The sequence below is a fragment of the Thermodesulfobacteriota bacterium genome (genome assembly GCA_040756475.1).
Classification (GTDB): domain Bacteria; phylum Desulfobacterota; class Deferrisomatia; order Deferrisomatales; family JACRMM01; genus JBFLZB01.
In genome coordinates this window covers 1-4441 of the sequence record JBFLZB010000272.1, presented here as the reverse complement: position 1 = coordinate 4441, position 4441 = coordinate 1, and the positions used below count along the sequence as shown (strand labels likewise).

The following is a 4441-nucleotide window of genomic DNA, read 5'->3' as shown; positions in this document are numbered from 1 at the left end:
GTCGGCGGCCTCCATGAGGGAGACGAGCAGCACCGCCTCGAGCTCGGGGTCGAGGCCCTTGGCGGCGATGGCCTCGCGGATGGCGTCGATGCGCGCGCCGTTCTTGGGCTGGAAGAACCGGGACCGCGTGCAGAACGTCTCGGTGAAGTATCCCGGCGCGCCCGGCAGCGCGTTGAGCTCCCGCACGAGCTTTCGGGCGTCGTCGAGCACGTCTTCGGCGTCGGCCTCGACGTAGCAGCGCGCCAGGGTGGCGGCGTAGGCGTTGTGGTCGTTGGCGAGGACCTGGTATCCCGCGGCCTTGAGGGCGTGCCCCACCCGGGAGGTGCCCGAGAAGAGGTCGATCACCGACCGGGCCTCCCCCGCCCGGCGGACGGCTTCCAGGATGACGGGGACGAGGGTGCGCTTGGAGCCGATGTACTTGATCACCGCCCGCTTCGTTCTCCTGCACTGGGGCACGCTGCGCATTCCGGCCAAGCCGAACACGAGTTCCGGGCATGGCGAACGGTAGCGGCGCGAAGCGACGCTGGAGGTGGAAATCATACGCTTAGGTGTTCGGCATGACCACCGTCTCCGAGGGCGGCAAAGGAGAGCGAGTTTTGCGTTGGGACCGCTTGGCCCGCAAATCGAGGCGGTAGGTGTTGTGGACCAGCCGGTCCAGGGTGGCATCCGCCGCCGTCGGATCGGGGAAGCGGGCGTGCCACTCGACCACGGGGAGCTGAGAGGCGAACAACGTGGCCTTCTTGCTGTAGCGGTCGTCAAGAACCTCGAGGAGGTCGCGGGACTGGGCGGGGGTGAGCGGGTCTCGCATCCAGTCGTCGAGGACGAGCAGCGGCACGCGGGCAAGCTCGTCGAGGAGCTTGGGGTAGGAGCCGCCGGCGCGGGCGTGGGCGAAGGCGGTCAACAGCCGTGAAGTACGCTCGTAGCGCACGGCGAGTCCCTGGCGGCAGACGGCCTGCCCCAGGGCGCAGGCGAGGTAGGTCTTGCCCGCCCCGGTAGGCCCGACGACGAGCACGTTGAGGTGGCGACGCACCCACTCCCCCTGGGCCAACTCAAGGGCCCTGTGCTCATCGGGGTAGAGCAGCTGGTAGAGGGCTGCCTCGTCGAGATCCTCGGGCAGCGGCCAGGATAGCCCGGCGCGCTGGGCCCGACGCACACAGTCGTGCACGGTCGACTGGCCGGCACCGCAGCTTCGGGCAATGGCTCGGTAGGTGAGCTGGCACTCCCACCGCAGCCGGAGAACTTCACGGACTTTTCGCATGGACAACCTTTTCTGAGCCACGTTCTCCACCTCCTTGCGCTGGGGCTAAAAGGAGGCAGAGGATGGCCGAAGAAACCAAGGTTATCCAGCGTCGCTTTCGCCTTTCCTATCCGCTAGTTCCGAAGGATTCCGGAACATGCCGAACGCGGAATCCGCAATCCGAACGCTGATTCCGGCCACGCAACCAAACCTGTTCGGCATGGCAGCGGAACCGGTGTTCGGCATCCGCCCCGCCTCGTCGACCCGGTCGGTGCCAGGGCTGAGCATCCGGCGTGTGCCCGGAGTGACCCCTTGGCACGGGGCGGCGGCGGTGGCTCTGCTCCGACGCGGCGCGGGCGGCGCTTCGGGAAGCGGTTGCGGACGTGCGGGGACGGTTTCCGTTCACGGTGGAGGCCTGGGTGCTCTTGCCCGAGCATCTTCACTGCATCTGGACGCTGCCCGATGGGGATCGGGACTTCTCCACCCGGTGGCGGTTGATCGAGGCGGGGGTGACGCGGCGGTTGGGCGGAGACGGTGCGTTTGGGAACGCACCCTGCGGGGGGCTGGAATTTTTGGGGGGGCCGCAAATTCACTCCTTTGGGTGAAGACGAGGGCAAGCTCCCCGTGGTACAGAGCCAACCGCAGGTTGGCAGACCATTTCCCGCCGGCCCCGAGGGAAACCCCGGCCAAGGGCTTCCGTGTGGAGAGGACCGCAGAGCGTGCCGATCCCGAAACCCATCGCCTCTCTCGCAGGAGTTCTTGTCCTGGCGGCCTGCTTCGCTTCGCGGGACGCCGCTGGGGCGGCAGCGTCGGAGGCGCTCGACCTTCGGCCTCCTGAGGATGCCGTCTTGTCCCTTCCGGGGGGCGGGCCGGAGGCCTGTGACGAGGAGCAACAGCTCGTCGGCGGGCCGGTGCGTCCGCTGACCCCGGAAGCCCTGCACTGCCTCCTCCGATACGACGACCTGCCCCAGGACCGCCAAAGTGGCGTTGTCCTTGCCGATGTCCGCCGCCCGGACCCGCAGGGCCGGGCCCGAATCCCCGGTTCCCTACAGATTCCCCTCTACGCCGTGCGCACGAAGGGCTTTCTCCGGTCAACGACGGTCGTCCTGATCGGCGAGGGCCACGACGACGGCCCGTTGTTGGAGGAGTGCGCGCGCCTCGGTGGGGCAGGCTTCGCGCAGGTGCGGGTGTTGGAAGGAGGGATCAACCACTGGTGGGAGCGGGGCGGCCCCATCGAGGGGGACCCAGAGGCACTGGCGGGATTGAGCCGCGTGACCCCAGCAGAGCTCGAGTCGGCGCTCCGGACCGGAGAGTGGCGCGTTGCCGGTTTTCGCGTGGAAGCCAAGGACCTGGCGCTGGCCCCCGTCGGGCCGGCGGTGCTCCTGCCCGATCCCGCAGCAGGGGAAGAGTTCGTCTCCGCGGTCCGAGCCCTGCAGAAGCGCCTTCCTGCCGGCAAGGGAAGGCTCGCTCGCCTTCTCCTCTTCGATCGCAAAGGGGACGACTGCCCGCAAGCCGAAGGTGTGCTCCGCCACGCGCGGGAAGCCGGCCAGGACCTCGGCACCGTCTTCTACCTCGATGGCGGGCTCGACGCCTACGAGCGATACCAGGCGCTCCAGAGCAATCGGGCCACGGTGGGCCAGATCCCCTCCACCGTCCGGCAGGGCCGCTGCGGGAGCTGCCCGTGACGCCCCTGGTTGCCTTTGGGCGCAACCGATCGAGCGCGGCTCCGTTCCGGTTCCCCGGCAGGAGCCAGCTCCCGCCGACGACCTTGGCGCAGAGCCGACCCTTCCCCCTGCCGCTCGCGCGGCAACTCGCCTGCGGGAGCCGCCGTGCAGTTATCCCCGCCGCCTTTGTGACTGCCGTCTTCCTCGCAACGGCACTCCCGTGCGCCGCCGCCCCGGGGGCGAGCACCCGCCACATCACCGGCGATGCCGAGCCTGCCTACCCCATCACCCGGCGGCTTCAGTTCACCCTGACCGTCCAGAACCCCTCGAACCGGCTCGTCGAAGGCGCAACCCTCCACGCCTACGCCCCGGTACGCCAGACCGCCACCCAGAAATGCCTGGAGCTCGAGACCTCTCACCCCAGCGAGCTCACCGTCGACGAACTCGGCAACCAAGTGCTTCGCTTCGCCTTTGACCCGATTCCTCCGTTCTCGACCCGGATCGTCACGATCCGCGCGAGCCTCGCCCTCTCCGAAACGCCTAACCCGCTGGAAGAGCGCAGCCTCGAGCGCTTCCTCCCCCCCGAGCCCCTCATCGAAGCCGACCACCCGGAAATCCTCCCCCTGGCCGAGACGCTGCGCCGTCCCACCCCGGCCGAGACGGCGCGGAGCATCTTCGACTGGGTGGCGGCCAACATCCGCTACGCCGGCTACCTCAAGGACGACCGCGGCGCCCTCTACGCCCTCCGCACCCGGCAAGGCGACTGCACCGAGTACATGAGCCTCTTCGTCGCCCTCTGCCGGGCGAGCGGCATCCCCGCCCGGGGGGTGGCGGGGTACGTGTATGGGGAAAACCGGGTCGTCGCCCCCGCGGATTTCCACAACTGGGCGGAGGTGCACCTGGGCGGCGCCTGGCAGGTGGCAGATCCACAAGAGAGGGTCTTCCGGGAATCGGTAGAGCGCTTCCTGGCCTTTCGCCTCCTGGGAGCCGCCCATGCCGTGGCGGGCATCCGGCACCGCTTCGGCGTGACCGCGGGTGCGCTGGCAGTGACGATGCAGTGAAGACCCTTTTCTTCTTCGTCGTATGCACTTCTTGACCTGGGGGAACGAGCATGAACCTGCTGTCCATCATCCGCCTCTCTCGCACCGCCCTTGCCGCCCTGCTGCTCGCCTTGCCCTGGCCGGGCGTGGCGGGCGCGCAGTCTGTGGTGACCATCTTCTCCAACACGACCATCGGCGCGGGCGATGCGACCTACGACGGCCAGATCGTCCGGGTGGTCGGCGCCACGGTCACGGTGGAGGGGCCGCACACCTTTGCGTCGCTGGAGCTCTCCGGAGGCGCCGTAGTGACCCACCCCCCTGGGGCGCCGGAAGGGTTGGATCTTGCGACGGCGGGTGACCTGGTGGTGGAAGCGGGCTCCCGCATCTTTGTCGACGGGCGGGGGCACGGGGCGGGGAGCGGGCCTGGGGGCGGGGCGGGTTCGACCTACACCGGTGGAGGGGCAGGTCACGGGGGCACGGGAGGCGCGGGCGTCGGTGGG

Annotated in this window: 5 protein-coding genes; 3 read left to right on the top strand and 2 right to left on the bottom strand. The window is 69.2% G+C overall.

Translation table 11 applies throughout. The features are described from left to right. A partial coding sequence (locus AB1578_22240) for a DNA adenine methylase (protein ID MEW6490619.1) occupies nucleotides 1–426 on the bottom strand: 426 nt, incomplete at its 3' end. A gap of 118 nt (nucleotides 427–544) precedes the next feature. Beyond that, nucleotides 545–1258, bottom strand: coding sequence for an ATP-binding protein (locus tag AB1578_22235; GenBank protein MEW6490618.1), 714 nt, complete (start codon nucleotides 1256–1258; stop codon nucleotides 545–547). Between the two features lie 827 nt (nucleotides 1259–2085). Here AB1578_22235 and AB1578_22230 point away from each other — a divergent pair. From AB1578_22230 to AB1578_22220, 3 genes are all read left to right on the top strand, one after another. Then, on the top strand, nucleotides 2086–2922 hold the full coding sequence (locus AB1578_22230) for a rhodanese-like domain-containing protein (protein ID MEW6490617.1): 837 nt from the start codon (nucleotides 2086–2088) through the stop codon (nucleotides 2920–2922). 167 nt (nucleotides 2923–3089) lie between these two features. Beyond that, complete coding sequence (locus AB1578_22225) at nucleotides 3090–3962, top strand: transglutaminase-like domain-containing protein (protein MEW6490616.1); 873 nt, start codon at nucleotides 3090–3092, stop codon at nucleotides 3960–3962. A gap of 50 nt (nucleotides 3963–4012) precedes the next feature. Beyond that, the coding region (locus AB1578_22220) for a hypothetical protein (GenBank protein MEW6490615.1) at nucleotides 4013–4441 on the top strand (429 nt) is incomplete at its 3' end.

Excerpts from the sequence above, each read along its gene's own strand:
- AB1578_22235 (MEW6490618.1), bottom strand. The coding sequence starts at position 1,258 with ATGCGAAAAGTCCGTGAAGTTCTCCGGCTGCGGTGGGAGTGCCAGCTC.